Genomic DNA, 24242 nt, shown 5'->3' with positions numbered 1-24242 from the left:
CTCCCCTCACCCCCCTCCCCACACTCCCGGCGACGGCGCCCCGTCCGGAAAGTCACGCCAAAATGCTCCGTTTTCTAGTCCGCCGTGTCATCGGCGCACTTGTGATTCTGCTGATCATCAGCGCCGTCACCTTCATGCTCTTCTACGCGATCCCGCGTGACCCTGCCCGCATGGCGTGCGGCAAGGTCTGCACCAAGGACCTACTGGAGCAGGTCAGGGTGAACCTCGGGATCGCCGATCCGCTGCCCGTGCAGTACTGGCACTGGCTGGAGGGCATCTTCGTCGGGCGTGACTACGGCGGCCTGGGCAACTGCAACGCCCCCTGCCTCGGCTTCTCGTTCACCAACCGCGAGCCGGTCCTGGGCACGATCATGGACCGCATGCCGACCACGATCTCCCTCGCCCTCGGCGCCTCGGTCTTCTTCCTCATCATCGGTGTCGGCACGGGCATGATCGCCGCCGTCAAGCAGGGCAAGGCCGCCGACAAGATCGCGAGCTCGTTCTCGCTGATCGGCTCCTCGCTCCAGATCTACTTCGTCGGCTACATCGCGATGTACTTCCTGGTCCAGCAGGTCGGCCTGCTCGAGCAGCCCTCGTACACGCCGTTCACCGACGACCCGGCCGCCTGGGCCGGCGGTCTGCTGCTGCCCTGGCTGACGCTGTCGATCATCTTCACGGCCAACTACACCCGTATGACCCGCTCCCAGCTGGTGGAACAGCTCAGCGAGGACTACGTGCGCACGGCCCGCGCCAAGGGCCTGTCCCGGCGCTCTGTGTTCTTCCGCTTCGCCTGGCGCGGCGCGATGGGCCCGATCGTCACGATCTTCGGCATCGACCTGGGCACCCTGATCGGCGGCGCGATCATCACCGAGTCGGTCTTCAGCCTCCAGGGCATCGGCAAGCTCGCCGTGACGGCCGTCGAGGCGAACGACCTGCCCATGCTGCTGGCCGTGACGCTGGTGGCCTCCGGGGCGATCGTCTTCTTCAACATCATCGTGGACGCCGTCTACGCGTTCATCGACCCGCGGATCCGGCTCGCCTGACCCCGGCGCCCCGCCGCCGTCCCCCCGCCGAACCGCAAGCTACCCCTCGCATCACCCCCCAGGAGCGTCCCCGTGACGAGCACCGATCAGCAGCCCTTCCTGTCCGTCAGGGATCTGAAGGTCCACTTCTCCACCGAGGACGGCGTCGTCAAGGCCGTCGACGGTCTCACCTTCGACCTGGCCAAGGGCAAGACGCTCGGCATCGTGGGCGAATCGGGTTCCGGCAAGTCCGTCACGAACCTGACGATCCTCGGTCTGCACGACCGTGAGCGCACCGCCATCGACGGCGAGATCCTGCTGGACGGCAAGGAGCTGCTGACCGCCTCCGAGCGGGAGCTCGAGCGGCTGCGCGGCAACAAGATGTCGATGATCTTCCAGGACGCGCTGGCCTCGCTGTCGCCGTACCACACGATCGGCCGGCAGATCGGCGAGACGTACCGCAAGCACACCGGTGCCTCCAAGAAGGAGGCCCGGGCGCGGGCGATCGAGATGCTGCGCCGCGTCGGCATCCCGCAGCCGGACGTGCGGGTGGACGACTACCCGCACCAGTTCTCCGGCGGTATGCGCCAGCGCGCGATGATCGCCATGGCGCTGGTCTGCGACCCCGAGCTGCTGATCGCGGACGAGCCGACCACCGCGCTCGACGTCACCGTGCAGGCCCAGATCATGGACCTGCTCAAGGACCTCCAGCAGGAGTTCGGCACCGCGATCATCTTCATCACCCACGACCTCGGCGTCATCGCCGACATCGCCGACGACGTGCTGGTGATGTACGGCGGCCGGTGCGTGGAGCGGGGCACCAAGAAGGAGGTGCTGCGGGCGCCGCAGCACCCCTACACCTGGGGCCTGCTGGGCTCGATGCCGAGCCTGGACGGACCGGTCGACGTTCCGCTGTCGCCCATCCCCGGCTCGCCGCCCTCGCTCCTCAACCCGCCGTCGGGCTGCCGCTTCCACCCGCGGTGCACCTTCGCGGAGAAGGTCACGGACGGCCGCTGCTCCTCCGAGCAGCCGCTGCTCCAGGTCACGGACGGGCGCGGAGCCGCCTGCCACCTCACGGCGGACCAGCGCCGCGACTTCTTCGCCGACTACGCCGCGACGCGGTCGCACTGACGTAACTGAGACGGGACTTCACGATCATGAGCAACACGAACCCCCTCCTGGACGTCACCGGACTGACCAAGCACTTCCCGGTGATGGGCGGCTTCCCCTTCAAGCGGAAGATCGGCGCGGTCCAGGCCGTGGACGGTCTCGACTTCCAGGTCCACGAGGGCGAGAGCCTCGGCCTGGTCGGCGAGTCCGGCTGCGGCAAGTCGACGACGGGCCGGCTGGTCACGCGTCTGCTGGAGCCCACCGGCGGCAGCATCAAGTACCGCGGCCAGGACATCACGCACGCCAACCGCAAGCAGCTGGCGCCGGTCCGCTCCGAGATCCAGATGATCTTCCAGGACCCGTACGCCTCGCTGAACCCGCGGCAGACGGTCGGCAAGATCATCTCGGGTCCGATGGAGATCAACGGGATCAAGGCGCCCGGCGGCTACGAGAAGCGCGTGCGTGAGCTGCTGGAGACGGTCGGCCTCAACCCCGAGCACTACAACCGCTTCCCGCACGAGTTCTCCGGCGGTCAGCGCCAGCGCATCGGTGTCGCCCGCGCGCTGGCCCTGGAGCCGAAACTGATCGTCGCGGACGAGCCGGTCTCCGCCCTCGACGTCTCCATCCAGGCGCAGGTCGTCAACCTGCTCCAGGAGCTCCAGCGGGACCTGGGCATCGCGTTCCTGTTCATCGCCCACGACCTCGCGATCGTGCGGCACTTCTCGCAGCGCGTCGCGGTGATGTACCTCGGCAAGATCGTCGAGATCGCCAACCGCGAGGACCTGTACGACAACCCGCGCCACCCGTACACCCGCGCGCTGATGTCCGCCGTCCCCGAGGCGACCGCGGACGACGTCCCGGCCCGTGAGCGCATCCTGCTCAAGGGCGACGTCCCCTCGCCGCTCAACCCGCCGTCGGGCTGCCGCTTCCGCACCCGCTGCTGGAAGGCGACGGAGAAGTGCGCCACCGAGGCCCCGCCGCTGGTGCAGATCTCGGGCAGCAACGACGGTCACCTGACGGCGTGCCACTACCCGGAGACGACGGAGACCGTTCCGGCCCAGCGTCTCGCCGAGAGCCCCGAGGCGGCGGTCTGACACACCCCTTTGGTCAGCCGTCCCCTTAAGGAACCGACTTTCCCGGCCCATTGACCCGAGCCCATGAACGCCGGTTTCAGGGGAACGAAGGCCCGCACTCGTCCGAGTGCGGGCCTTCTCCCGTACGTACGGCCGGACGGGCTCCCGGACTGGCTAGCCGCCCATCTCCAACGGCCCGCGTTCCATGCAGAATTCGTTGCCCTCGGGGTCCGCGAGGACGACGAAGCCGCCGCCGTCGGGGCGGATGTGGTCCTCGACCCGGCGGGCGCCGAGCGACAGGGCGCGCTCGACCTCCTCGTCACGGGTGCGGCCGTGGGGGGTCAGGTCGAGGTGGACCCGGTTCTTGACCGTCTTACCCTCGGGCACCTGTACGAACAGCAGCGTGGGACCGCCGGACGGGTCCTCGATCACCGCCTCCGGGTCGCCGGGCTTGTCGTCCTCGTGCAGCGGCCGGCCGAGCAGCCGGCTCCAGAACAGCCCGACGTCGTAGGGGTCGCCGGTGCAGTCGAAGGTGATCGTGCGGATCGTGGGGTGCGACGGCTGAGCGTCCGTCATGGTCAGTCCCCCGTCCGGCCGTCGGCCATCTCGCGCAGGATGTCGATGTGGCCGTTGTGCCGGGCCGTCTCCTCCACCAGGTGGAGGACGATCCAGCGCAGGTCGACGTGCTCGCCGTCGCGGCCCGCGCGCTCGGCCCTGGTGTCGAGGTCGTGCGCGGCCACCAGTTCGCGGTAGCGGGCGCTCTGTTCCTCGTACTCCTGAAGCAGCTGCGGCAGCGGGAAGTCGACGGCGATCCGCATCTCGCGGTCGGGGTCCTCGTCCGTCCAGGGTCCCTCGTCCTCCTCGCCCAGGAAGACCACCTGGAACCAGAAGTACTCGACCCAGCGGAGGTGGTTGATCAGCCCGCTCAAGGTCATCAGCGGGGATCCGGGCAGCGGCGCCCTGCGGGCGTCCTCCGCCGACACGCCCTCGCACTTGGCGCGGGCGGTGGCCCGGGCGTAGTCGAGGAAGGTGGCCAGTTGTGTGCGCTCGTCCCAGGCGGAGGGCCTGTCGGTGCGTGTCTGTGAAGTCATCGGGGTGAAGCATTCCGGCCCGCCCGGCCGATGTCGAGCGAATATGACCGCCACGCCGGGGACGGCGGTCCACCGGCCAACAGGGCTTCCTCTTCCGGCTGTTGTGCGGGGCATGGCGGACGGTCAGGGGGCTCCCCGGGCCGCCTCCCGGGTCAGCCACCCGCCCCGGCGTCCGGCGCTCCCTCCCGCCCGGCCACGAGTTCGGCCTCGAAGCCGTCCTCGTCCTCCAGATAGGCCGCGTAGTGGTCGGGGCCTCCCGCGTGGGGGTGGCGGTCGGGGAACAGGAGCGTCCAGCCGTGCTCCGGCGCCTCGGCGACCAGCGCGTCGAGCTCGGCGCGGCCCCGGACGTGGAAGGCGAGATGGTTCAGTCCGGGGCGCAGCCGCTCGTGCCGGTCCGCGGTCAGCGCGGGCGACCGCTCGAAGACGATGTAGGTCTCCCCCAGGCGCCAGCTCCGGCCGTCCGGCCAGTCCTGGTAGGGCGTGTACCCGAGCCGCTCCAGCAGCCATCCCCAGGAGCGGGCGGCCCGCCCCATGTCCGGTACCCACAGCTCGATGTGATGCAGCATCCCGTCCCGATTCCCGTCGGCGGCGCGCCGGGGCGGTCGTACCCCGGTTCTGCCGTTCCACCCGTTCAACCTGCCATTCTTTCCGGCCAACCCCTCACCGGATTCCTTTCCGATCAATGGTTTCGGATGGCCTCGCGGGCTGACAGACTGCTGCGATGACTGATCGCTCGTTCAGTGACGTCTCGCTCGCCGCCTTGTACGACGCGCTCAACCCGTGGGGTCCGAGCGACGACTTCTACCTGGATCTGGTGATGTCCGCGCGGTCCGTGCTCGACGTCGGGTGCGGGACCGGGCGCCTGCTGGCGCGGGCCCGGGAGGCCGGTCACGAGGGGCGTCTGTGCGGTCTCGACCCCGCCGCGGCCATGCTGGTGCAGGCACGCGCGCAGGCGGACGTCGAGTGGGTGCTCGGTGACCTCGGATCGGTGCGCTGGGAGCGGGAGTTCGACCTCGTCGTGATGACCGGGCACGCCTTCCAGGTGCTCGTCGGCGACGAGGAGGTGCGCTCCGCGCTGGCCGCCGTGCGGGGGGCCCTCGACGACGGCGGGCGGTTCGTCTTCGAGACCCGCAACCCCGCCGTCCGGGCGTGGGAGCGATGGCGGCCCGAGCGGGCCCGCGAGGTCAGCGACGCGCACGGGGACGCCGTACGGGTCCGGCACGAGGTCGAGACGCCGGTGCTCGGGGACCGCGTGACGTTCAGCGAGACCTTCGAGCACGCGCGCTGGGTCGGGCCGAGGGTGAGCCGCAGCACCCTGCGGTTCCTGGGGGCGGACGCCCTGCGCGGGTTCCTCGGCGAGGCCGGGCTGGTCGTGCACGAACAGTACGGGGACTGGGGACGCGAGCCGCTCTCCCCCACCGCCCCCGAGATCATCACGGTCGCCGGCCGCGCCTGAGCACGGGACGCGCGGCCGGCGGGTACGGGGTGCGCCGACCGCTGCGAGTCCGCTCCCCCGCGCGTCGCGCCCCGCGCATGCCGAAGGGGCCCGCGCCGGGCGGCGGCGGGCCCCTGGATGTCGGCGCTCGGGCCTACTGTCCTTCGGCCGCGTCCTCCAGGGCCGCGAGGGCCGGGTCCAGCACGATGTCCTCGTCGCGGGCCTCGGTGGTCGGGTCCTCGGGGAAGTGGCACGCCGTCAGATGTCCGTCCTTGTTGCCGGACAGACGGACCAGCGGCGGCTCCTCCTGGGCGCACTTGTCCTGCGCCTTCCAGCACCGGGTGCGGAAGCGGCAGCCGGAGGGCGGGGAGATGGGGGACGGCACGTCGCCGGCGAGGCGGATGCGCTCCCTGGGCGGCTTGCCGGAGGCTTCCAGCTCGACCTCGGGGACCGCCGAGAGCAGGGCGTGGGTGTAGGGGTGCCGGGGCCGGGTGTAGATGGAGCCCCGGTCGCCGACCTCGATCACCTTTCCGAGGTACATGACCGCGACGCGCTGCGAGAAGTGCCGTACCACCGCGAGGTCGTGGGCGATGAACAGGAACGCGATGCCCAGTTCCCGCTGCACCTCCTGGAGCAGGTTGACGACCTGCGCCTGGATGGAGACGTCGAGCGCGGAGACCGGCTCGTCCGCCACGATCAGCTTGGGCTCGGACGCGAGCGCCCGGGCCACCCCGATGCGCTGGCGCTGGCCGCCGGAGAACTCGTGCGGGAAGCGGTTGTAGTGCTCGGGGTTCAGCCCCACGATCTCCAGCAGCTCCCGCACCCGCTTCTCGCGGCCGCCGGTCGGGTCGATCCCGTTGATCTCCATGGGCGCCGAGATGATCTTGCCGACCGTCTGCCGCGGGTTCAGCGAGGAATAGGGGTCCTGGAAGATCATCTGGATCTCGGAGCGGACCGGTGCCAGCTCCTTGCGGCTGGCGTGGGTGATGTCCCGGCCGCGGTAGGTGATGCGGCCCCCGGTGGGCTCCAGCAGCCGTGTGATCAGGCGTCCGGTCGTCGACTTGCCGCAGCCGGACTCCCCCACCAGGCCGAAACTCTCGCCCACGTGCACGGTCAGGTCGATGCCGTCCACGGCCTGGACCGCGCCGATGGTGCGGCGGACGGGGAAGCCGCCCTTGACCGGGAAGTGCTTGACCAGCTTGTCGACCACGAGCAGCGGTTCGGCGGAGCCCTCGCCGGCTGCGGCGCGCGGGGCGGGCAGCGTGGTGGCGCCCGCCGTGACGTCCTTCTCGACGTCTTCACTCATGACGCGTTCTCCCTACCGCAGCCGGGGCTTGATCTGCTCGACGAAAATGGTCTGCTTCTGCTCGGCCGTCAGATGGCAGGCGCCTCCCCGGCCCGGCGGCAGCAGCGGGAGTTCGTCCACGCACCGCGCGCCGCCGACCTCCGCCTGGAAGGTGCAGCGGGGGTGGAACCGGCAGCCCGACGGGGGCCTCAGCAGGGAGGGGGGCGCGCCGGGGATCGGGGCCAGCGGGGTGTCGAGGTCCGAGTCCAGCCGGGGCATCGAGTTCAGCAGGCCCCAGGTGTAGGGGTGCTGGGGCGAGCGCAGCACCTGGTCGACCGTTCCGCGTTCCACCGCCCCGCCCGCGTACATCACCATGATGTCGTCGGCCATGTCCGCGATCACGCCCAGGTCGTGCGTGATGAAGACGATCGCCGAGCCGAACTCCTGCTGGAGGTTCTTCAGCAGGTCGAGGATCTGGGCCTGCACGGTGACGTCGAGCGCGGTGGTCGGCTCGTCCGCGATCAGGAGGTCGGGGTCGCAGACCAGCGCCATCGCGATCATCGCGCGCTGGCGCATACCGCCGGAGAACTGGTGCGGATAGTCCTTCGCCCGTTGTCTGGGGTTGGGGATGCCGACCTTGCCGAGCATCTCCACCGCCCGCTCCCAGGCGGCCTTCTTCGACGCCCCGGTGTGCTTCCAGAACGGCTCGGCGATCTGGCGGCCCACGGTGTAGTAGGGGGAGAGCGCCGTCAGCGGGTCCTGGAAGATCATCGCGGCTTTGTTGCCGCGCACCTTCTCCAGTTCCGACTCGCGGGCGGTGATCAGCTCCTGCCCGTCGAGGACGATCTCGCCCTCGACGGACGTGAACATCGGGTTGTGCAGGCCGAGGATCGTCAGGTTGGTCACCGACTTGCCGGAGCCCGACTCGCCCACGATGCCGAGGGTCTTGCCCCGTTCGAGGTCGAAGGAGAGTCCGTCGACGGCCTTGACGACGCCGTCCTCGGTCTTGAACCGGACGTACAGGTCGCGCACCGAGAGGAAGGCGCCCGGGGCGGCCGGGGCGACGGCACCCGATTCCTTGGTCGAAGTGGTCACGGATCGCTCCTAGGACAGCCGCACGCGCGGGTCGATGAAGGCGTAGCAGGCATCCACGATGATGTTGAACAGAAGGATCATGGCCGCGGAGAAGAGCATCACGCCCAGCAGCAGCGGAAGGTCGCTGAAGTTGACGGATTCGACGGCGAGCTTGCCGAGACCGGGCAGTCCGAAGGTGTATTCGGTGATGATCGCGCCGCCCAGCAGCGCGCCGAGGTCGATGCCGAAGATGGTGACGATGGGGATCAGGGATCCGCGCCAGGCGTAGCGGAAGAAGACGTACCTGCGGGACATGCCCTTGGCCCGGGCCGTGCGGACGTGTTCCTCCTGGAGCTGCTCGATCATCGACGAGCGCGCCATACGGGTGTACTGCGAGGCGAAGATCGTGGACAGGATCACCCAGGGGATGATCAGCCCGGTGAACCAGCTCACCGGGTCCGCGGTGAAGTCGTTGTAGGCGGGCTTGTCGAAGAGGTGGCTCTGGTAGACGAGTGCCGCGAGCGCCAGCGGGCCGAGGAAGTAGATCTGCATCGAGCTGAGCACCATCGCGCCGGCCGTCACGGTCTTGTCGACGAGCGTGCCGCGCTTCCACGCGGACAGCATGCCCGTGCCGAGGCCCACGAACAGGAAGCAGACCGCGGCCCCCAGCGTCAGCGAGACCGTCGTGGGGAGCCGGTCCATCAGCGTGCCCCAGACCTGCTCGTTGGTGTGGTACGAGTACCCGAAGCAGGGTGCGGGGCACGGACCCTGGTCGAAGCCGTTGCTGCCCAGCACGAGGTTGTGCAGGAAGATCCAGTACTGCTCGGGGATCGACTTGTCGAGTCCGAGCACATGATGGATGTTCGCGAGGTTGGCAGGCGTGCATGTCTTGCCGCACATCAGCAGTCCCGGGTCCCTCGGCATCCCGAAGAACAGCAGGAACGCGACGATACTCAGCAGGAAGAGAATGACGGCGGCGCCGAGTGTCCGGCGAACGAGGAAGCGCAGCATGGCAGGGGCAGCTCTCAGACGTCAGCGGGCCCGGCGGGGCCCGGCGCGTCGCCCTCGCCGAGGGTGAGCACGCCGGGCCCCGTCAGAGCGACGGTTACTTGACGAACAGGCGACGCGGGTCGACGCCGCCGATCACGTCGTCGTAGACCAGGCCGCCGACCTTGGAGCCGGCGATCTGAGTCTGCTTGTAGTAGCCGGTCGGGACGACGTTGACGACGTCCTTGACCAGGTACTGGTCGACCTTCTCCCACTCGGCCGCGGCCTTGACCGGGTCGGTGATCTTGTTGATGCGGTCGATGTCCGCGTTCACCTTGGGGTCGTTGACCTGCGAGTAGTTCTGGGCGCCGTCGGCGATCGCGCGGCCGTCGTACAGCGGCGGGATCACGGTCGAGGAGGACGGCCAGTCGGCACCCCACGCGGTGTGGAAGATGTCGTAGTTGTTGTCCAGCTTGCTGACCTGGTCGTAGTAGGTCTCGGCCGGGATCTCCTGGCGCTGGACGTTGAAGCCGGCCTTCTGCAGGCCCGCCGCCATGGCGGTGGAGTACTGCTGGCCCTCGGGGGTGTTGATGTAGCCGAAGGTCAGCTTCATGCCCACCTTGCCGGCTTCCTTCAGCAGGGCCTTGGCCTTGACCGGGTCACCGGCCGGCTTCTTGATCTTGCCGTGCGGGTCGAAGGAGGCGTCGTAGCCGCTGACGGTCGGGCTGATGAGTCCGCCGGCGACCTGCATCGCGTCGGTGCCGCCGTAGGCACGCACGAACGGCGTGATCGGCAGGGCGTAGGCGATGGCCTCGCGGATCTTCTTGTCCTTGAGCGCCGGGTGGCTCATGTTGATGTTCATCTGGCCGACGTAGGGCTGGAAGCCCGAGACCGTACGGGACTTCATCTTCGGGTCGGCGAGAACCTTGGAGAGGTTGCCCGCGTCGACCTGGTTGTTGAAGCTGATGCCGGCCTGGTCGGCTCCGGTGTCCGCCAGCAGCGTCTTGGTGGACGTCTCGTACTGCTGGTTGAACGTGATGTTGAACTTGTCCACGTACTGGTGACGGATCGGGTCGGTCTTCGGGTCCCAGTTGGTGTTCTTCACGAGGACCATCGACTTGCCGGACTTGAACGACTGGATCTTGTACGGACCGGTCGTCACGGGCGCCCGGTCGTACTTCGTCTTGGTGTCGCCCTTCTCGGAGACGATCGCGTAGCCCGCCATGGCGAGGGCGTACGGAAGGTCGGGGTGCGACGTCTTGAACTTGAAGACGATCGTTTTGTCGTCCGGCGTCTGCAGGATGGTGTCCGGCAGGTGCTTGCCCTTGTAGGGGCCGTCCTTCAGCAGCTTGCGGTAGTCCGCGCCCGGGGTGTCGGCCAGCCACTGCTGGATGTAGGGCGGGCCCTGGTTGATGAACGGGGCGAACATGCGCTCGAAGGTGTGGCGGACGTCCTTGGACGTGATCGCCGTACCGTTCTCGAACTTGATGCCGTCCTTGAGCGTGTACTTCCAGGTCTTGCCGCCGTCCGTCGTGGTGCCGGAGTCGGTGGCGAGGTCGCCGACGATCTCGTGCTTGGAGCCGTCGTCGCTCGTGGCCTTGTACCCGGTCAGACCACGGTGGAGCAGTGTGGCGAGGGAGCCCTCGTCGGAGACGTAGATCTGGCCCGGGTCCAGGTGCGCGTAGCTGTCACGCTGGAGGACCTCCATCGTGCCGCCGCTCTTCGCGCCGGGTACCTCGGCCGCGGGACCGGTGGAGTCGGCGGCGTTGCCGAATTTGATCGACTGCTGCTGCCGCTGCGCGTTCTCCTTGTCCTTGTTGTTGTCGTTCCCCTTGTCGCTGCCGCCCTTGCTGCAACCGGTGAGCACGAGAGCTCCCGCCGCGAGCACTGAGATTGCGGCGTATGCGTGGCGTCCGCCCCTACTCATCACTCAGATTCCTACCCATCTGTTGTCACCGGTGCGAACAAGTGCACCTGTGGTGCCGTTGAGTTGCGGTCTGCGGTCTTCGGACCGGTGTCGGACATTGCTGTGCTGTGGAAGTGCCGTTCGTGAACGGGGCGAAGGCGCCCACAACTGTGTTGTCAGCGAGCCGTCTTGGGATCGAAGGCGTCCCTGACCGAATCCCCGAGCAGGTTGAACGCGACGACGAAAATGATCATCGAGACACCCGGGAAGAACATGTAGGTGATGTCGTTCTGCAGGACGAGTTCCGTCGAGGCCTTGGAGAACATCTGTCCCCAGTCGGGCGTCGGTTCGACGATGCCGACGCCGAGGAACGACAGACCCGCCTCGATCGTCACGAAGTTGGGGAGCAGATAGGTCGTCTGCACCAGCAGCGGTGTCACCACGTTGGGCAGCACCTCCTTGCGGATGATCCGCCAGGGGGACGCCCCGCTCACCTTGGCCGCCTCGATGAACTCCCGCTCGCGCAGGGAGAGCGAGGTCCCGCGCAGGATGCGGGCGAGACTCATCCAGCCGAGGAACCACTGGACGACGATCAGCGCGACCACGCGCACATAGGTCGGTGTCTCGTCGCGCGGGCTCACGAAGAGCGAGACCACGACCGGCATGCTCGCGATGAAGAACAGCTGCGAGGGGAAGGCCAGCAGGAAGTCGATGACCCGGCTGATGACGAAGTCGGCCTTCTTGCCTACGTAGCCGGCGGTGACGCCCAGCAGGATGCCGGTGAGCACGACCGTCACCGTCACCGCCACGGAGATCATCAGCGAGGTGCGGATGCCGTAGATCAGCTTGGTGAAGACGTCGTAGCCGTTGCCCGGCTCCAGACCGAACCAGAACTCGCTGCTGATCCCGCCGTTGGGCTGCAGCGGCACGCCCGCGCTGTCGAAGAGTTCGGGGCGTTCGTCCGCGAACACCGTGTACGGACTCTTGCCGTACAGCTTGGCGATCAGCGGCGCGAGCGCCCCGATCAGGAAGAAGAACCCCACGACGTAGGCGGAGATGACCCCTGAACGGTCCCGCTTGAAGCGGGTCCACATCAACTGGCCGGGAGACCGGCCGACGAGCGGGTCGCCCTCGGGTTTCGTGGTCGCCGCCTGCCCGCCGTGCACGACGACCGGTTCCGCGCCGTCCTCAGTCTCGATAGGACTCGTCACAATTCGCCCATTCCGCATGTGTGGGTGTGCCGTACCCGGCGGCGCCGGTCCGCCGGAGCGGATCGGGCCGTGCCGAGCCGGCGGCCGTCACCTGGCGTGCCCGGCCACCATTCGGTTCAGAAGAGACGTCGATCGACCGGCGGTCGCCCGGAAACCCCAGCGGGACGCGCGTAGTTGAGACCACGTCACGGTCCGTCGGGCCGGGCCGAAGCGCCGGCTCCGCGTCAGTACGCGGAGGCGCGGATCCGCGCTCGGAACACCGCGCCGTCGTCGCGGACCGCAGGGGACGATGTGACCCACAGGGCGCCGATGACACCGCACATGGGTACCTCCTCATGACTCAACCGTGCACGGACAGGAGGGGTACGCCCGACCTCCGACACCCCTGACGGAGGATCAAGCACCCCACTGTGCTCGTGAGTCGGCGCTGTCCCCACAGCGCATGACCCATTGACCCGAGCGTTACGCGGCTAACTATGTGACATGAGCCAGATAACCGACCACAGCCTTTAGGTCTCGGTTCCATCACAGCTGCCGCGTACATCTTCCAAAATCTGGACAAAATGATCTGCGGGAGAAGCCCCCGAAACGGACGTGTTACATGCGTATCGGTCTGGGAGCACCGTATTCCGGACACGCGAGCGCGGAAAACGGGTGGCAAAAAAGCCCGGGTGCCCCCATGCGGGGGCACCCGGGCTTCGTTCGCCTGAGATCTGGCCGGCCGGACCCGGAGGACCGGGCCCGGCGGAGCCGGTGGATCAGCCGTGCTTGGCGCGGCTCGCCGTGCGGGCGCGGTCACGCTGGTCGAGGACGACCTTGCGGATGCGAACGGCCTCCGGGGTCACCTCGACGCACTCGTCGTCGCGGCAGAACTCCAGGGACTGCTCCAGGGAGAGCTTGCGCGGCGGGACGATCGCCTCGAACGAGTCGGCCGAGGACGACCGCATGTTCGTGAGCTTCTTCTCCTTGGTGATGTTCACGTCCATGTCGTCGGAGCGCGAGTTCTCGCCGACGATCATGCCCTCGTACACCTCGGTGCCGGGGTCGGTGAACAGCACGCCGCGCTCCTGGAGGTTCGTCATCGCGAACGCGGTGACGGCGCCGGAGCGGTCGGCGACGAGCGAGCCGTTGTTACGGGTCGCCAGGTTGCCGAACCACGGCTCGTGGCCCTCGTGGATGGAGTGACCGATGCCGGTGCCGCGGGTCTGGGTCAGGAACTCGGTCCGGAAGCCGATCAGACCGCGGGAAGGCACGACGAACTCCATGCGCACCCAGCCCGAGCCGTGGTTCGACATGTTGTCCATCCGGCCCTTGCGGACACCCATGAGCTGCGTGACCGCGCCCATGTGCTCCTCGGGCACGTCGATCGTCATGCGCTCGACGGGCTCGTACGTCTTGCCGTCGATCTCCTGGGTGACGACCTGGGGCTTGCCGATGGTCAGCTCGAAGCCCTCGCGGCGCATCTGCTCGACCAGGATGGCGAGCGCGAGCTCACCACGGCCCTGGACCTCCCAGGCGTCCGGGCGCTCGGTGTCGAGCACGCGGAGGGAGACGTTACCGATCAGCTCGCGGTCGAGGCGGTCCTTGACCTGGCGGGCGGTGACCTTGCGGTCCTTGACCGCGGCCTTGGCTTCCGCGCCCTTGCCCGTGCCACCGCGGCCGACGAGCGGCGAGGTGTTGGTGCCGATGGTCATGGAGATCGCCGGCTCGTCGACCGTGATCAGCGGCAGCGCGATCGGGTTCTCGGTGTCGGCGAGGGTCTCACCGATCATGATGTCCGCGATACCGGCGACGGCGCAGATGTCACCGGGGCCGGCCACCTCCGCGGGCTTGCGGGTGAGCGCCTCGGTCATCAGCAGCTCGGTGATGCGCACGTTGGACATCGAGCCGTCGCGCTTGATCCACGTGACGGTCTGGCCCTTGCGCAGCTCGCCCTGCTCGACGCGCAGCAGCGCGATACGGCCGAGGAAGTTGTCGGCGTCCAGGTTGGTGACGTGGGCCTGGAGCGGCGCGGTCTCGTCGTAGGACGGGGCCGGGACGTGCTCCAGGATCGTGGAGAAGAACGGCTCCAGGTTCTCGCTGTCGGCCGGGACGGTGCCGTTCTGCGGCTTGGTCAGCGAGGCCACTCCGTCACGCGCGCAGGCGTAGACGATCGGGAACTCGATCTGGTCCTCGTCGGCGTCCAGGTCGAGGAAGAGGTCGTAGGTCTCGTTGACGACCTCGTCGATCCGCGAGTCCGGGCGGTCCGTCTTGTTGATGCAGAGGATGACGGGCAGACGCTGCTGGAGCGCCTTGCGCAGCACGAAGCGGGTCTGCGGCAGCGGGCCCTCGGAGGCGTCGACCAGCAGGACGACCGCGTCCACCATCGACAGGCCGCGCTCGACCTCACCACCGAAGTCGGCGTGGCCGGGGGTGTCGATGATGTTGATCGTGATGGCGTCGCCGCCATCCTTCGGGTGGTACTTGACCGCCGTGTTCTTCGCCAGGATCGTGATGCCCTTCTCACGTTCCAGGTCGTTCGAGTCCATCATGCGGTCGTCGAGCGACTCGGCGGCGTGCGCGGCGAAGGCACCGGCCTGCTTGAGCATGGCGTCGACCAGAGTGGTCTTGCCGTGGTCGACGTGGGCGACGATGGCGACGTTGCGGATGTCGTGGCGCGTGGCCATAGTGAGGCGCTTCTCCCGGAGTGAGTGGACGGCCTCCGCATCGCGGGGCCACTGCCGGGCTGAACACGCCACGGCCTTACCCCATGGTACGTGGCCTTGACAGAAGCGGCCTCCGCAGGGTTGCCGGAGCCCGGCCGGACCGGGCCCGCCACGGGGCGGGCCCGGTCCGTTCACCCGCAGGTCACCCGCTCTTCGACGGGCTCGCGGAAGGCTTCGCGCCCTTCTTCAGGAAGCCCATGTCCTCGTACACCGGGGTCTGGAATCCGAAGGCCCCGGTGTTGGCCAGACCGATACGGGCGGCGGTCAGCTGGGGGCGCTGGTAGAGCGGGATGGAGCCGGCCGCGGCCCAGATGCGGGCGTCCGCCTTGCGGACCAGGGAGCGCTCCTCGTCCTCGTTCAGGGTGGAGAGCGCCTGGTCGAACAGCTGGTCGACCTGGTCGGTGCCGACGCGGGTGTAGTTCTGCTCGACGCTCAGCGAGCCGTCCGCCGCCGGGACGGGCTTGGCGTAGATCGGGCGGGCGTCGGTGGCGGGGAAGGCGGACGCGGGCCACGAGTAGAGCGCCAGGTCGTACTGCCCCGAGGCGATGTGGTCCTTGAAGTAGCTCTCGTCGGGGACCTTCGTGATGTCGGCGCGGACGCCGATGCGCTGGAGCATCCGCGCGATCCGGTCGGCCACGAGCCGCAGGGACTCCGAGCCCGCACCGGAGGGCACGACGAAGCGGAGCGTCAGGGCCTTGCCGTCCTTGGCGAGGAGGTTCGAGGCGGCACCCGCCGGGGCGGCCGTCCCCTTGGGCGCGTACGCCCCCGGCAGGCCGCCGTGCCCGGCGTACTGCCGGCCGTCCAGGTGCCGGGCCGCCTGGTCGTCCGCGAGGACGCCGGGCCGCGCGCCGCCCTGCTGCTCCTGCTTGTGCGCGTGGTCCTTCGGGTCCTGCGCGGGCTCACGGCCCACGCCGGCGGGCTTGTCGTCGTCCCCGAGGTCGTACGTCCCGCCCGGCCTGTCGTCGTCGCCGGAGTCCTCCTTCTTGCCCTTGGACCCCGCCGCCTTCTCCGTCTTCTTCTGCTCGGTGACGGGTCCGCCCGGCACCCAGCCGGCGTCCGCGAGCAGCGCCCGCGCCTCGGCGGCGTCCTGCTCGCCGAGGGCACCGCTGTTGTCCGCGTACGCGGCCTGGCCGGCGAGGGCGAGATGGCTGCCGACCGGCTCGGCGGGCAGCCCGAGCGGCCGCAGGACGACCCGGGCGAGTTCCTTGCGGTCCAGGGCGCGGGCGACCGCGCGGCGGACGCGCTCGTCGGCCAGCGGGCCCTCGGAGCCGTTGAGGGCGAGCTGCGTGTAGGCGGGTTCGAGGGACTTGCGGATCACGAACTCGCTCAGCGTCGAAGCCGAGGAGCCCGCCTTCGCGCCGGCGCCGCTCCCCTTGGTGCCCGACCCGCCGTCCTCGCTCCGGTCGCCGTCCTCGCTCTTGTCGCTCTTCTTGTGTGCGCTCTTCTCGGGCTTGTCGGTCTTCTCGTCCCCGTCGCCCTCGTCGCTGTCGTCGTGCCCGCTCTTCGTGCCGCTCTTCTCGGTCTTCTCGCTCTTCTCGGATTTCTCGGTCTTGTCGTGCTTGGCGCCCTCCTCCTTGTCGCTCTTGTCGCTCTTCTCGTGCCTGGTGCTCTCCTCGTCCGCCGGGTTCTTCCCGTCCTCCTCGGAGTCGCCGTCCTCGCTCTTCTTCTTCGAGGTGCCGGACGTGCCCTTCCCGCTCTTCTCCGCGGACGGTTCGCTCTCGCCGGTCGCGGAGGCCCCCTGCAACGGGCCGCCGTCCTTGTGCCGGCCCGCGAGGGTGACGCGCTCGGCCTCGGCGGGGTCGATCTCGGCCAGGTCGAGCTCGCCGTCGGCGAGCGCCTCGGCCCGCTTGTCACGGGCGACGGCCACCAGATCGATCTCGTCGAGCTTGCCGGGACGCCCCCACCAGCGGGCGTTGCGCGTGAGACGGACCGTGCCGGCCTTGCGGTCGACCGTCTTCACCGCGAAGGGCCCCGCGCTGACCGTGAGCTTGCGCCGCGCGCCGTCGTTGAAGGAGTCCGCGGTGCCCATGACGTCCTTCGGGTACAGCGGCGAGAACAGCGCCTTCCAGTCGGCGTAGGGGCGGCTGAAGGTGACGCGGACCTCCAGGTCGTTCTTGCCCCGCTCGATCTTCTCGATCCGGTCGTAGCCGGCGTTGCGCGCCGTCCAGTACGAGGAGTCCTTGCCGGACAGGGCGCGCCACTGGGCGGCGAAGTCGGCGGCGCCGATCTCGCGTCCGTCGCTCCACACGGCCTGCTGGTTGAGCTTGTACAGCACGACCTGCTTGGGCGAGGTGCCCACGACCTTCGCCGACTCCAGGTAGGCGGGGTTGATCTGCGGCCGCCCGTTCGCGTCCAGCCGGTACATCGACGGCAGGACGGCGCCGGCGACCCGGGAGGTCGTGGCGTCGGCGTCGGCCTGGAACGCGTTCAGCGTCTCCGGCACGGCGTCCACGGCCCAGCGCAGGGTGCCGCCGTCGGCGATCGCGTCGCGGGACGCGGGCGCGATGTCCTGCACGGCCACGGGTCTGCCGGCCTCGTCGTCCGCACTGCACGCGGCGAGGGCGGGCACCGCGAGCACGCCCGCGGTGAGGAATGCGGCCGAGCGCATCACCGCGCGCAGTCCGACGCCTTCGTGGGACATCACTGCAACCTCCGGAGGACGCTCCGCCGCGGGGGCAGGTGCTTCTGATCCCGTTCGGCGGTATTAGGGAGCTGATCTGATCTACGTGCCAACTGAAAAGCAGTGCGGCGAGGGGGCCCCGGCGACACGGCGACGGGCGGGGGAAACCCCACTCGTGCGGCGCAATCCGGAACCGCGCCCGCTGCCGCTTTCCCGGCCGCGTCCCGGGCGGGGCCCCCGCCGGACGCGCCCGGGCCGGCCGGTCCCGCGCCCGGTCCGGCCTGCCGCGCCGCCCACCGCCCCGCTCCCGGGCGCCCGGGCGGGGCGGGCGGCGCGCGGGGGAGGAAACCGGCGCGCGCGGCTCGTTCTGGAGCGCGATCGCCTTCAATCCGTGCACACGCCTTCACACGGGCGCGGGTGACGCGCAACACTCGCAGGCGCATGAACGTTGCCGCCTGAAGGCCTCGGGGCCCACGGAAGTGAGGGCAAGTCATGTCCGTGCACGACGACCTGACATCGGTCCAGCGCTGCCTCGACGACCTGCAGCGGTCGGTGCGACGCCTGGAACAGCAGATGGGCACCGGTCTGGAGATGCGCCGGGTGCGCGCCGACGCCGACCATCTGCGGGAGAGCCTCGCGCTGCTGCGCGAGGCCGCCGGACCCTCGCCCCGGCGCCCCACCGGGCCCGGGCCGGCGGTGTCCGCCTCCGACAGGGTGCCCGACCTGGTGACCGTCTCCGACACCCCGTACGACAGCTCCTTGTGGACCGATTCCGACGACGAGGGTCTCGGCGCGCACCACGGTCCCTCCCACTAGCGCCCGCGACACCGGCGCGCCACCGAACCCGACCGGAGTGCGAAGTTGGCCACTGGTACGGAACCTCATCTGAACAGCGGCGGTGTACGCACCGGTACACGCGCCGCGATCGCCGCCCCGCATCTGCGGACCGACCGCTGGTGGCTGGCGCCCGCCGCCACCGCGGCCGGGTTGCTGGCCTTCGTCGTGTACTCGACCTGGCGGGCCTTCGCGGACGCGCACTACTACGCGGCGCCCTACGTCTCCCCGTTCTACTCGCCGTGTCTGGCCGAGCGGTGCGGGACGATGCGCGCCGGGCCGAACGCGGACCTGTTCGGCAGCTGGTGGGGCATCTCCCCCGCGATCATCATCCTGGTCTTCCCGCTCGGCTTCCGGCTGACCTGCTACTACTACCGCAAGGCCTACTACCGGGGCTTCTGGGCGAGCCCGCCGGCCTGCGCGGTGGCCGAACCGCACAAGAAGTACACCGGCGAGACGCGCTTCCCGCTGATCCTTCAGAACATCCACCGGTACTTCTTCTACGCGGCCCTCGTCGTCGCGGGCATCCTCACGTACGACACCGTGCTCTCCTTCCGCGACGAGCACTACGCGTGGGGCCACATGGGCCTCGGCACCCTGGTGTTCCTGGTCAACATCACGCTGATCTGGGCGTACACCCTCTCCTGCCACTCCTGCCGGCACATCGTCGGCGGGAAGCTCAAGCACTTCTCCAAGCATCCCGTGCGGTACCGGATGTGGCAGTGGGTCGGGAAGCTGAACGCCCGTCACATGCTGCTGGCCTGGGCGTCGTTGGTGAGCGTGGCGCTCGCCGACTTCTATGTGTACCTGGTCGCGTCCGGCGCCTTCGACGATCCGCGCTTCTTCTAGATTGGGTGGAGCCCCCTGATGTCCGTGGTCGACCGACAGGAGTGGGACGTCGTCGTGGTCGGTGCCGGTGGCGCCGGGCTGCGCGCCGCGATCGAGGCACGCGAACGCGGCGCCCGTACGGCGGTGATCTGCAAGTCGCTGTTCGGCAAGGCCCACACGGTGATGGCCGAGGGCGGCATCGCGGCCGCGATGGGCAATGTGAACTCGGGCGACAACTGGGAGGTCCACTTCCGCGACACCATGCGCGGCGGCAAGTTCCTCAACCAGTGGCGGATGGCCGAGCTGCACGCCCGTGAGGCGCCGGACCGGGTCTGGGAACTGGAGACCTGGGGCGCCCTGTTCGACCGGACGAAGGACGGGCGGATATCGCAGCGCAACTTCGGCGGCCACGAGTACCCGCGCCTCGCCCACGTGGGCGACCGCACCGGCCTCGAACTGATCCGCACCCTCCAACAGAAGATCGTGTCCCTCCAGCAGGAGGACATGAAGGAGACCGGGGACTACGAATCACGCCTGAAGGTCTATCAGGAGTGCACCGTCACCCGGGTGCTGAAGGACGGCGAGCGCGTCTCGGGCGTCTTCTGCTACGAACGCGAGTCCGGGCGCTTCTTCACCCTGGAGGCGCCCTCGGTGGTGATCGCCACCGGCGGCATCGGCAAGTCCTTCAAGGTGACGTCCAACTCGTGGGAGTACACGGGTGACGGACACGCGCTGGCGCTGCTCGCCGGGGCGCCGCTGCTGAACATGGAGTTCGTGCAGTTCCATCCGACCGGCATGGTCTGGCCGCCGTCGGTCAAGGGCATCCTCGTCACCGAGTCGGTGCGCGGCGACGGCGGGGTCCTGCGCAACTCCGAGGGCAAGCGGTTCATGTTCGACTACATCCCCGACGTCTTCAAGGAGAAGTACGCGCAGTCGGAGGAGGAGGGCGACCGCTGGTACGAGGACCCGGACCACAACCGGCGCCCGCCCGAGCTGCTGCCGCGCGACGAGGTGGCGCGGGCCATCAACTCCGAGGTCAAGGCCGGTCGCGGATCGCCGCACGGAGGGGTCTTCCTCGACGTGTCCACCCGGATGCCCGCCGAGGTGATCCGGCGCCGGCTCCCCTCCATGTACCACCAGTTCAAGGAGCTGGCCGACGTGGACATCACGGCGGAGGCCATGGAGGTCGGGCCCACCTGCCACTACGTGATGGGCGGCATCGCGGTCGACTCGGACACGGCGGCGGCGCGCGGGGTGCCCGGTCTCTTCGCGGCCGGCGAGGTCGCGGGCGGCATGCACGGCTCCAACCGGCTGGGCGGCAACTCCCTCTCCGACCTGCTGGTGTTCGGGCGCCGGGCCGGCTGGCACGCGGCCGAGTACGCCGCCGGGCTCACCGGGAAGAGCACGCGCCCGCCGGTGGACGACGCCCAGGTCGACGCGGCCGCCGCGGAGGCGCTGCGGCCCTTCTCGGCCGAGGGTCCCGACTCCGTCCCCGCCGCGAACACCGCCGCCCCCGCCGCGCGGCCCCCCGAGAACCCGTACACCCTGCACCAGGAGCTCCAGCAGGCCATGAACGACCTGGTCGGCATCATCCGCCGCGAGGCGGAGATGGAGGCGGCCCTGGAGAAGCTCGCCGAGCTGCGGGTACGGGCCCGCCGGGCCGGGGTGGAGGGCCACCGCCAGTTCAACCCGGGCTGGCACCTCGCCCTCGACCTCAGGAACATGCTCCTGGTCAGCGAGTGCGTCGCCCGGGCGGCGCTGGAGCGGGAGGAGTCGCGCGGCGGGCACACCCGCGAGGACCACCCGGCGATGGAGCGGTCCTGGCGCCGGATCAATCTGCTGTGCCGGCTCGCCGACCCCACCGGCGGGCTGGCCGCCACCGATCCGGTGGCCGGCCAGATCGACCTGGTGAACGAGACCACCCCGCCCGTCCGCCCCGACCTGCTCGCCCTCTTCGAGAAGGAAGAGCTGGTCAAGTACCTCGCCGAGGAGGAGCTGTACGAATGAGCAGCTACGAGGCCCGCTTCAAGGTGTGGCGCGGGGACGTCGGGGGCGGCGGACTGGAGGACTTCGGGGTCGAGGTCAACGAGGGCGAGGTGGTGCTCGACATCATCCACCGCCTCCAGGCGACCCAGGCCCCGGACCTCGCCGTGCGCTGGAACTGCAAGGCGGGCAAGTGCGGTTCGTGCTCGGCGGAGATCAACGGCCGGCCGCGGCTGATGTGCATGACGCGGATGTCGGTGTTCTCCCGGGAGGAGACGATCACCGTCACCCCGCTGCGCGCCTTCCCGGTCGTACGGGACCTGGTGACCGACGTCGGCTTCAACTACGACAAGGCGCGGCAGGTCCCTGCCTTCGTGCCGCCCGCCGGAGTCGGACCCGGCGAGTACCGGATGATGCAGGAGGACGTCGACCGGCCGCAGGAGTTCCGCAAGTGCATCGAGTGCTTCCTGTGCCAGGACACCTGTCATGTGGTGCGCGACCACGAGGAGAACAAGCCCGCGTTCGCCGGGCCGCGCTTCCTGATGCGGGTGGCGGAACTGGACATGCACCCGCTGGACGCGGCCGCGGAATCGGGGCTGGATCGCAAGGCCACGGCCCAGGACGAGCACGGCCTCGGCTACTGCAACATCACCAAGTGCTGCACGGAGGTCTGCCCCGAGGGCATCAAGATCACGGACAACGCGCTGATCCCGCTGAAGGAACGGGCGGTCGACCGCAAGTACGACCCGCTGGTGTGGCTGGGCTCGAAGATCGGCAGACGGCGGACGTAGGCGGACGGCTACGGGGCGCCGGGGGCGGGACGGGGGGCGGCGCGCCTTTCCCCGCCCCCGCGCGTCCCGGCGTCCACCGATCCGGTCCAGCCGTCAGCCGGTCCCGGTGTCCGTCGGGGCCGGGCCGCGCCGGCCGGGGTGCTGCGACATCGCCTGGAGCACCGCGCCCAGGAAGAACAGCGGAATGCCGACCAGGGCGGTGGGGGTCAGATCGGCGTCGCGTCCGTGGAACGGTCCCGGGAACATGAACAGGCCCGCGCCCGCGGCCGTCGCCAGCGCACCCCAGCCGAACAGCTGCGGGCGGACGACCCGGCGGCGGGCCCACGGCGGAACCCAGACGGCCGTGAGGGCCGCGATCCCCGTCGCCGCGGCCGCGGCGACGGCCAGTGCGGCGAACCCCACGAGATACCCGTGCATCGAGCCCCCATCCCCCACGCGCCGGGTGAGGCGCATCGCCTGATCATGACATGGGGACATCCGGTGGTCACCCCCCGCGCGCCTTCGTCCGAAGTACGTCCCGCCGTAGGGCTCCGTACACCGTGACCGCCCGCCGGCGGGATCCCGCGAGCCCCTTCCGCCCACCCCTGCCCCACCCGTACCCCGAGTGCTCCCAACTCCTCGTATACCGGTCGCGGTCACCGTCGAACGGCCATACGCTCCCAAATGTGACGTCGCCCCTGAGCCGAAGCCGGTCGCGCCGGGCCCCGTCGCACAGAGCCGTGCGGGTGGCGCATGCCGTGCTCGGGGGGCTGGTCGCGATGGGCTGGCTGGTGCTGCCGCTGGCCCGGGCGGGAGCCGAGGCCCCGGCGGCCCCGGTCCGGAGCCCGGGGGCGGAGCCTCTGCCGGCCGCGGCTCCGCAGGCCGCCACCGCGACCGGCGATCTCGTGCCGCCCCTGGTCGCGGCCGGCGCCGCGGGCGCGGTCGCGGCGTACGGGTACGGCAGGCGCCGACGGCGGGCGGCCCGGACGACACCCGGCGGCGACCGCGGTCTCATGCCCCTGCACGAACTCGACCTCCAGGCGCGGCGGTTGCTCGTCGAGACGGATGACTGCGTCCGCGTGTGCGCCGAGGAACTCGCCGTCGCCGCGGACCGCTCGCCGGGCGACGAGCTCGAACCGTACGAGTACGACCTCAGGCACGCGGAAGCGGCGCTCGCCGCGGCCTTCCTGCTGCGGCAGCGCCTCGACGAGGCGGACGCGGCCGGCGTGGACCCGGACGACGGCGAGGACGACCGCAGGGACGTCCTGGAGGAGATCGTCGCCCGGTGCCAGGACGCCGGGCAGCGGCTGGACGCGGCCGCTCCCGGGTTCGACCAGATCCGGGCGCTGGAACGCAACGCGGCGGCCGCGCTGGAGTCCGCCGAGGCCCGTTTCCGGGTGGTCGCCGCAGGGGTCCGCGCCGCCGGGGCCACGATCGCCTCGCTCCACGAGCGGTACGCCCCCGCCGCCTCGCTCCCGGTCGTCGGCGACGCCGAACAGGCCAAGGACCGGCTGATGTTCACGACGTCCCATCTCAACCAGGCACGCCAGTACGCGGACCGGGGCGACGGGCCGAAGGCGGCGGCCCATCTGCGGGCGGCCGAGGGCGCGTTGGCGCAGGCAGCGGATCTGGTGGACGGTGTGGAGCGGCTGGCGGGGGAACTGGCCGCCGCGGCGGCCGCGCTGCCGGCGGCGATCGCGGCGGCTGAGACCGCCCGGGACGCGGCCCGCGGGCTGCCGGCCGACGCCCGGGCCGCGCTGGTCGGCCCGCTCGGGCACACGGACGCGGTGCTGTCCGCGGTGCGTCACGAGACGGCCGCCGGCCCCTTCGACCCGCTGGACGCGCTGCGCCGGGTGACGGAGGCGACGGCGGCCCTGGCCGGGGCGGGAGGCGACGGCCTGCCGGACGGGCGCGAGCAGGCGCTGATCCCGGCCCGCGGTTCCCTTGCCGGGGCCGCGGGTTTCGTCGGCACGCACCGCGGGGCGGTCGGCTGCGAGGCGCGGACCCGGCTCGCCGAGGCCCGGCGGCTGCTCTCGCCGGGTTCGGTTCCCCCGTCCGAGGTGCTGCGGGCCGACGAGTTCGCCCGGGAGGCCCGGCGGCTCGCCGAACGGGACGTACGGGCCCACGGCAATCCCTCGGGCGGGCGCGGGGGCGCCGGAGCGGGCGGCGCGGTGCTCGGCGGGATCCTCCTGGACGACGGCGAGGGCGGCCCGATGAGCTACGGCGGCCCCCGTACCCGGGGCCGCCGCGGAGCCTTCTTCACCTGAACCGCCGGCAGGAACGTCCGGGGCCGGCGCTGTTCCGCTCC

General features: G+C 70.1%; 20 protein-coding genes. 9 read left to right on the top strand and 11 right to left on the bottom strand.

What is annotated here, in order from left to right; translation table 11 throughout:
- Positions 1–62 precede the first annotated feature (62 nt).
- The 3 genes from IO36_RS16500 to IO36_RS16490 all read left to right on the top strand — a co-directional run bounded on the left by IO36_RS16500 (position 63) and on the right by IO36_RS16490 (position 3226).
- On the top strand, positions 63–1043 hold the full coding sequence (locus tag IO36_RS16500; protein WP_037620686.1) for an ABC transporter permease: 981 nt from the start codon (positions 63–65) through the stop codon (positions 1041–1043).
- A 72-nt stretch (positions 1044–1115) separates the two neighbouring features.
- Complete coding sequence (locus tag IO36_RS16495) at positions 1116–2153, top strand: ABC transporter ATP-binding protein (protein ID WP_037620685.1); 1038 nt, start codon at positions 1116–1118, stop codon at positions 2151–2153.
- 26 nt (positions 2154–2179) lie between these two features.
- Positions 2180–3226, top strand: a complete 1047-nt coding sequence (locus tag IO36_RS16490) for an ABC transporter ATP-binding protein (protein ID WP_037620684.1) — start codon at positions 2180–2182, stop codon at positions 3224–3226.
- A gap of 153 nt (positions 3227–3379) precedes the next feature.
- Here IO36_RS16490 and IO36_RS16485 read toward each other — a convergent pair whose 3' ends face one another.
- The 3 genes from IO36_RS16485 to IO36_RS16475 form a co-directional block, all read right to left on the bottom strand.
- Positions 3380–3781, bottom strand: a complete 402-nt coding sequence (locus tag IO36_RS16485) for a VOC family protein (RefSeq protein ID WP_037620683.1) — start codon at positions 3779–3781, stop codon at positions 3380–3382.
- 2 nt (positions 3782–3783) lie between these two features.
- Positions 3784–4296 carry a DinB family protein gene (locus IO36_RS16480; protein WP_037620682.1) on the bottom strand — a complete coding sequence of 171 codons (513 nt, stop codon included), beginning with the start codon at positions 4294–4296 and terminating at the stop codon, positions 3784–3786.
- Positions 4297–4448: 152 nt separating this feature from the next.
- Positions 4449–4862: a VOC family protein gene (locus tag IO36_RS16475; protein ID WP_037620681.1), complete on the bottom strand. Its 414-nt coding sequence runs from the start codon at positions 4860–4862 to the stop codon at positions 4449–4451.
- Between the two features lie 155 nt (positions 4863–5017).
- On the opposite strand from IO36_RS16475, the gene IO36_RS16470 reads away from it, so the two are divergent.
- Positions 5018–5752: a class I SAM-dependent methyltransferase gene (locus tag IO36_RS16470; RefSeq protein ID WP_037620680.1), complete on the top strand. Its 735-nt coding sequence runs from the start codon at positions 5018–5020 to the stop codon at positions 5750–5752.
- 133 nt (positions 5753–5885) lie between these two features.
- On the opposite strand, the gene IO36_RS16465 is transcribed toward IO36_RS16470, so the two are convergent.
- The 7 genes from IO36_RS16465 to IO36_RS16435 form a co-directional block, all read right to left on the bottom strand.
- Positions 5886–7037 carry an ABC transporter ATP-binding protein gene (locus tag IO36_RS16465; RefSeq protein ID WP_051900570.1) on the bottom strand — a complete coding sequence of 384 codons (1152 nt, stop codon included), beginning with the start codon at positions 7035–7037 and terminating at the stop codon, positions 5886–5888.
- 12 nt (positions 7038–7049) lie between these two features.
- Complete coding sequence (locus IO36_RS16460; protein ID WP_037620679.1) at positions 7050–8111, bottom strand: ABC transporter ATP-binding protein; 1062 nt, start codon at positions 8109–8111, stop codon at positions 7050–7052.
- Positions 8112–8120: 9 nt separating this feature from the next.
- Positions 8121–9101, bottom strand: a complete 981-nt coding sequence (locus IO36_RS16455) for an ABC transporter permease (protein ID WP_037620678.1) — start codon at positions 9099–9101, stop codon at positions 8121–8123.
- Between the two features lie 94 nt (positions 9102–9195).
- Positions 9196–11004, bottom strand: a complete 1809-nt coding sequence (locus IO36_RS16450) for an ABC transporter substrate-binding protein (RefSeq protein WP_037620677.1) — start codon at positions 11002–11004, stop codon at positions 9196–9198.
- 155 nt (positions 11005–11159) lie between these two features.
- Positions 11160–12194 carry an ABC transporter permease gene (locus tag IO36_RS16445; RefSeq protein WP_037620676.1) on the bottom strand — a complete coding sequence of 345 codons (1035 nt, stop codon included), beginning with the start codon at positions 12192–12194 and terminating at the stop codon, positions 11160–11162.
- A gap of 758 nt (positions 12195–12952) precedes the next feature.
- Positions 12953–14860, bottom strand: coding sequence for a translational GTPase TypA (gene typA / locus IO36_RS16440; protein WP_037620675.1), 1908 nt, complete (start codon positions 14858–14860; stop codon positions 12953–12955).
- Positions 14861–15041: 181 nt separating this feature from the next.
- Positions 15042–17540, bottom strand: a complete 2499-nt coding sequence (locus tag IO36_RS16435; protein ID WP_037620674.1) for an ABC transporter family substrate-binding protein — start codon at positions 17538–17540, stop codon at positions 15042–15044.
- Positions 17541–18011: 471 nt separating this feature from the next.
- On the opposite strand from IO36_RS16435, the gene IO36_RS16430 reads away from it, so the two are divergent.
- Genes IO36_RS16430 through IO36_RS16415 form a run of 4 tightly spaced genes read left to right on the top strand, consistent with a single transcriptional unit; the run spans position 18012 to position 21955 of the window.
- Positions 18012–18335, top strand: a complete 324-nt coding sequence (locus tag IO36_RS16430) for a hypothetical protein (RefSeq protein WP_037620673.1) — start codon at positions 18012–18014, stop codon at positions 18333–18335.
- Between the two features lie 45 nt (positions 18336–18380).
- Complete coding sequence (locus tag IO36_RS16425; protein ID WP_037620672.1) at positions 18381–19202, top strand: hypothetical protein; 822 nt, start codon at positions 18381–18383, stop codon at positions 19200–19202.
- An 18-nt stretch (positions 19203–19220) separates the two neighbouring features.
- Entirely contained in the window at positions 19221–21188 is a 1968-nt protein-coding gene (locus IO36_RS16420; protein ID WP_037620671.1) for a fumarate reductase/succinate dehydrogenase flavoprotein subunit, read from the top strand.
- Positions 21185–21955, top strand: a complete 771-nt coding sequence (locus IO36_RS16415) for a succinate dehydrogenase/fumarate reductase iron-sulfur subunit (protein WP_037620670.1) — start codon at positions 21185–21187, stop codon at positions 21953–21955. The genes IO36_RS16420 and IO36_RS16415 overlap by 4 nt, the downstream gene beginning before the upstream one ends.
- A gap of 93 nt (positions 21956–22048) precedes the next feature.
- Here IO36_RS16415 and IO36_RS45970 read toward each other — a convergent pair whose 3' ends face one another.
- Complete coding sequence (locus IO36_RS45970; RefSeq protein WP_037620669.1) at positions 22049–22372, bottom strand: hypothetical protein; 324 nt, start codon at positions 22370–22372, stop codon at positions 22049–22051.
- Positions 22373–22680: 308 nt separating this feature from the next.
- Between IO36_RS45970 and IO36_RS16405 the strand changes: the two genes are divergently transcribed.
- Positions 22681–24201 (top strand): hypothetical protein, encoded by a 1521-nt coding sequence (locus IO36_RS16405; RefSeq protein WP_051900568.1) that lies wholly within the window; start codon positions 22681–22683, stop codon positions 24199–24201.
- The last annotated feature ends 41 nt before the right edge of the window (positions 24202–24242 follow it).

The organism is Streptomyces aureus (assembly GCF_000725495.1).
In the GTDB taxonomy this organism is placed as follows: domain Bacteria; phylum Actinomycetota; class Actinomycetes; order Streptomycetales; family Streptomycetaceae; genus Streptomyces; species Streptomyces aureus_B.
The sequence above is the reverse complement of the archived record's forward strand: the minus strand, read 5'-3'. Positions and strand labels throughout refer to the sequence as shown.

Bases quoted from the DNA above. Each gene is read 5' to 3' on its own strand.
- IO36_RS16500 (WP_037620686.1), top strand. From the start codon at position 63: ATGCTCCGTTTTCTAGTCCGCCGTGTCATCGGCGCACTTGTGATTCTG.
- IO36_RS16490 (WP_037620684.1), top strand. From the start codon at position 2,180: ATGAGCAACACGAACCCCCTCCTGGACGTCACCGGACTGACCAAGCAC.
- IO36_RS16485 (WP_037620683.1), bottom strand. From the start codon at position 3,781: ATGACGGACGCTCAGCCGTCGCACCCCACGATCCGCACGATCACCTTC.
- IO36_RS16480 (WP_037620682.1), bottom strand. From the start codon at position 4,296: ATGACTTCACAGACACGCACCGACAGGCCCTCCGCCTGGGACGAGCGC.
- IO36_RS16475 (WP_037620681.1), bottom strand. From the start codon at position 4,862: ATGCTGCATCACATCGAGCTGTGGGTACCGGACATGGGGCGGGCCGCC.
- IO36_RS16470 (WP_037620680.1), top strand. From the start codon at position 5,018: ATGACTGATCGCTCGTTCAGTGACGTCTCGCTCGCCGCCTTGTACGAC.
- IO36_RS16465 (WP_051900570.1), bottom strand. From the start codon at position 7,037: ATGAGTGAAGACGTCGAGAAGGACGTCACGGCGGGCGCCACCACGCTG.
- IO36_RS16455 (WP_037620678.1), bottom strand. From the start codon at position 9,101: ATGCTGCGCTTCCTCGTTCGCCGGACACTCGGCGCCGCCGTCATTCTC.
- IO36_RS16450 (WP_037620677.1), bottom strand. From the start codon at position 11,004: ATGAGTAGGGGCGGACGCCACGCATACGCCGCAATCTCAGTGCTCGCG.
- typA (WP_037620675.1), bottom strand. From the start codon at position 14,860: ATGGCCACGCGCCACGACATCCGCAACGTCGCCATCGTCGCCCACGTC.
- IO36_RS16435 (WP_037620674.1), bottom strand. From the start codon at position 17,540: ATGTCCCACGAAGGCGTCGGACTGCGCGCGGTGATGCGCTCGGCCGCA.
- IO36_RS16430 (WP_037620673.1), top strand. From the start codon at position 18,012: ATGTCCGTGCACGACGACCTGACATCGGTCCAGCGCTGCCTCGACGAC.
- IO36_RS16420 (WP_037620671.1), top strand. From the start codon at position 19,221: ATGTCCGTGGTCGACCGACAGGAGTGGGACGTCGTCGTGGTCGGTGCC.
- IO36_RS16415 (WP_037620670.1), top strand. From the start codon at position 21,185: ATGAGCAGCTACGAGGCCCGCTTCAAGGTGTGGCGCGGGGACGTCGGG.
- IO36_RS45970 (WP_037620669.1), bottom strand. From the start codon at position 22,372: ATGCACGGGTATCTCGTGGGGTTCGCCGCACTGGCCGTCGCCGCGGCC.